The sequence below is a fragment of the Cupriavidus sp. BIS7 genome (assembly GCF_000292345.1).
GTDB lineage: Bacteria > Pseudomonadota > Gammaproteobacteria > Burkholderiales > Burkholderiaceae > Cupriavidus.
Genome location: NZ_ALOU01000129.1, coordinates 1 through 3,674, shown reverse-complemented (window position 1 = coordinate 3,674; position 3,674 = coordinate 1). Strand labels below are relative to the sequence as shown.

Here is a 3,674-nt window from a genome sequence, read left to right as displayed (position 1 = left end):
ACATTGCGCGCCGCGCAGGCTTCGGCCACTTCGGGGGAGTCGGTGGCCACCACTGTGCGTTGCGCCGACGATGCGTGCGCGCGTTCGGCCACGCGCACGATCATCGGATGGCCGCCGATATCCGCCAGCGGCTTGTTGGGCAGGCGCGTCGAGGCCAGTCGTGCCGGAATGACGACGGTGAAGGCGGGAATGCTCATCGCGCGGATATCAGTTGCCGGCCGGTGCGGAGGGCTCGACCGGAACCACGCGGCCCGGCACCGACTGGCGCGCTTCGTCGGCCAGCATGACCGGAATGCCGTCGCGGATCGGGTAGGCCAGCTTGTCGGCGTGGCAGATCAGTTCCTGGGCGGCGCGATCGTATTCCAGCTTGCCCTTGCAAAGCGGGCAAACGAGGATTTCAAGCAGCCGGTTGTCCATCGTGGTGTTCCTTGTCGAGACTGTCGGCCATGCCGGTGGCAGCGGACTGCCCCACGGTGACGGGGGTGGCGATGGCCGGGTTGCGCGCCTGCACGACGCGGCGGATTTTATCGATCAGGCCCGCGTCGATCACGGGCGTGGTGGGGACGACCCAGATTCGCGGGTCGTCGAAGCGCTCGCATTTTACGGCATCCTTCTCGGTGATCAGGATCACGTCGGCTTCGAGCGCGGCGGGATTGTCCGCGAACGGGTCTTCCACGAAATCATAGTGGTCCGGCAGCGGCAGCGTGGCCGGGGACAGGCCCGCCTGGCGCAGGCTGGCGAAGAAGCGTTCCGGGTGGCCAATGCCCGCTGCCGCCAGCACGCGCCGGTCGGCGAACTTGGACACCGCGCACGACATCGTCGGATCATTGAGTTGCCAGGCCTCGTCGAGTTCCAGGCGCATGCCGTAGACGTCGGGCTTGTCGGGTGTGGCGCGGAAGTTCGGATCGTTGATCAGCGTGGCGTCGCGCGGCCGGGTCAGCGGCTCGCGCAGCGGGCCGGCGGGCAGCAGCATGCCGTTGCCGCCCATGCGCGTATCGAACATGACGATCTCGAAGTCGCGTTGCAGCTTGTAGTGCTGCAGGCCGTCGTCGAGCAGCAGGACATTGATGCCTGGATGCGAGACCAGCATCGCCTGCGCGCACAGCGCGCGGTCCGGGTAGACCCACACGGGGACGTCGGCGGCGCGTGCAATCAGCAACGGCTCGTCGCCGACATCCGATGCCTTCGACGTTGGCTTGACGCGCCGCGGATGGTTCAGCTTCACGCCGTAACCGCGCGAAACCACGCCAGGGCGAAGCCCCGCCTCGGTCAGCGCATGGGCCAGCGCGATGACTGCCGGAGTCTTGCCGGTGCCGCCCACGGTGACATTGCCCACCACGATTACCGGCATCGGCAGGCGCGTCGACTTGAACCAGCCCTGTTGATAGCCATGCCGGCGAATGCGTGCAATCAGGCCGAACAGCAGCGACAGCGGCCACATCAGCCACGCAAACCAGCCGCGGCGCTGCCATTGGGCGGTGACGAAGTCGGCAAGGGTGTGTTGGGGAGCGGCCATGAAGGATCGGGGATGGAAGCGGACGGCGCCACCGCAGGGGTGGCGCCGGGCGAATGCGGACATTATGGGCATTGCGCGGCGCATGCCGCAACCCCGCCGCCATCGGCGGCCGGAAGCCCCTAGCGTTGCTGGCTGCTCTGGGTGGCGAACGTCAGGCGCGACAGGCCTGCCAGCCGCGCGGCTTCCATCACATTGATCACGGCCTGGTGCGTGGCCTGGGCATCGGCGTTGACGATGACCACGGGCGGCTGCCCGTTGCCGGCCGGGCCGGCGGCACTGCGCAGCTGGTCGGCAAGGCTGGTGACGTCCTTCTGCTCCAGCACCTGCTTGTTGATCGAATAGACCCCGCGTGCCGAGACCGACACGACGATCTCGGTCGGGCGCTGTTGCGCACGCTCGGCGTCTGCGGTGGGTAGCTGGATCTGCAGTTCGGTGTAGCGCGAGTAGGTGGTAGTGATCATCAGGAAGATGAGGATCACCAGCAACACGTCGATGAGCGGGATCAGGTTGATCTCCGGCTCCTCGCGCCGCTGTCGGGAACGGAAATGCATGGCGCGCTCCCGCGACGTTACGCCCGCCGCTGCGGCAGGATGGCGTCGAGGAACGTGGTCGCGCGGAATTCCAGCTCGGCCACGTAGTCATCCACGCGGCGGCGGAAGTATCGCCAGAAAATCAGCGCGGGAATGGCGACGATCAGGCCGAATGCCGTGTTGTAGAGCGCGACCGAGATGCCGTGCGCAAGCTGCTCCGGATTGGCGCCGGTGCCGCCCTGGTTGCCGAAGATCTCGATCATGCCGATCACGGTGCCAAGCAGCCCCATCAACGGCGCCACGGAGGCAATCGTGCCCAGCGCGTTCAGGTAGCGTTCGAGGTCATGCGCCACGGCGCGGCCAGCTTCCTCGACCACGTCCTTGGCGGCATCGCGCGAGGTTTGCGGCTGCAGCACCACATGACGCAGGCCAGCGGCCAGCACGCGGCCAAGTGGCGAGCTCTTCTCGAGATGGTTGACGACCTCAGGCGTTGCCTTGCGCTGATGGGCGGCCGACAGGGCTTCCTCGTACAGCTTTGGCGGCAGGACTTTGCTGCGCTTGAGGGACATGAAACGTTCGACGATCAGCGCAAGCGCGATCACCGATGCGAGCAGCAGCGGCCAGATCGGCCAGCCGGCCGCTTGAATGATGGAAAACACGTGGACCCCCGAATTCTACAAACGAACGACAGACCCGAAATCAGAACAGATGAGGCTTGGCAGCCTTTGATACGCGCCAATCTTCCCGCGCGTAGCGGCATGCTCGAAAAATTGCAGGCGCCACTCTAACCCGCGCCTCGGCGCGCGGCAAGCCGCGCAAGTACGCGGTGTCTGCCGCGCGCGTCGCAGCCCGTCTGCAACTTTCCACACAGGCACGGGACAGGACTGTGGAACGGTTGTGGAAAGCTGCCGGAAAAGCGCGCTAACTCATTGATTGGCAAGGGGTGTATACGGTCTGCCTGATTTTTGGGCAGATGGCGGCACATGGGCGGCAGGTGCCAGCCCACGGCAATTCGAGCCCGTCCGGCGGGGACTTTCCACACGGAAACGGGACAGGATTGTGGATCGGTTGTGGAAAGCTATCGGAGAAATGTGCTAACCCATTGATTGGTAAAGGGGAAGGTATCGATGCTGAAAAAATGTGCAGCGCCTGCGGAACCTGGCCACCGGAACCTGCTGGAGATGTCGACCGCTTTCCACATACCGGCAGGACAGCATTGTGGACCGACTGTGGATAAGCGCGGGAGAAGGTACGTAAACCATTGATCTGATTGAACCTGTGTTGGCGTGCCTAAAAAATAGGCAATCCGGGTGCATCCGGTGCGCGGTGCGGCGAGGTCGACATCCGGCACGACAAACGTTGCTCCAGCGTATGTCCGATGCGGTTGCGTGATTTGTCCACAGCCCAGACCCTTGACAAATCATTTATCCAGAGCTTCTGTGGATAACTTTGTGAACAAGCCGAGGGCGCATCCGGTAAGTCGTTGACGCGTAAGGTTTTCTCTTACGTTGCCTGTTTTTTGCACCAACCGAAAGTTCATAAGAATCAATGGCTTGTACCGGATCATGCGGATCGCAGCCAAATGCGTGTGCAGAGTGCAGTGCCTCTTGACATAGCCGTTATGCTGT

At 63.9% G+C, this 3,674-nt stretch carries 6 protein-coding genes; all 6 read right to left on the bottom strand.

Annotated elements, in window-relative coordinates; genetic code table 11:
* Positions 1–197: NTP transferase domain-containing protein (locus B552_RS28015; RefSeq protein WP_035880486.1), on the bottom strand; the 197-nt coding region annotated here is incomplete at its 3' end.
* 10 nt (positions 198–207) lie between these two features.
* Complete coding sequence (locus B552_RS0126880) at positions 208–417, bottom strand: Trm112 family protein (RefSeq protein WP_019452159.1); 210 nt, start codon at positions 415–417, stop codon at positions 208–210.
* Complete coding sequence (gene lpxK / locus B552_RS0126875) at positions 398–1,516, bottom strand: tetraacyldisaccharide 4'-kinase (RefSeq protein WP_019452158.1); 1,119 nt, start codon at positions 1,514–1,516, stop codon at positions 398–400. The genes B552_RS0126880 and lpxK overlap by 20 nt, the downstream gene beginning before the upstream one ends.
* A gap of 119 nt (positions 1,517–1,635) precedes the next feature.
* Entirely contained in the window at positions 1,636–2,067 is a 432-nt protein-coding gene (locus tag B552_RS0126870; RefSeq protein WP_019452157.1) for a biopolymer transporter ExbD, read from the bottom strand.
* Between the two features lie 17 nt (positions 2,068–2,084).
* Positions 2,085–2,705, bottom strand: a complete 621-nt coding sequence (locus B552_RS0126865; protein WP_019452156.1) for a MotA/TolQ/ExbB proton channel family protein — start codon at positions 2,703–2,705, stop codon at positions 2,085–2,087.
* A gap of 761 nt (positions 2,706–3,466) precedes the next feature.
* The coding region (locus B552_RS29325; RefSeq protein WP_035880477.1) for a hypothetical protein at positions 3,467–3,674 on the bottom strand (208 nt) is incomplete at its 5' end.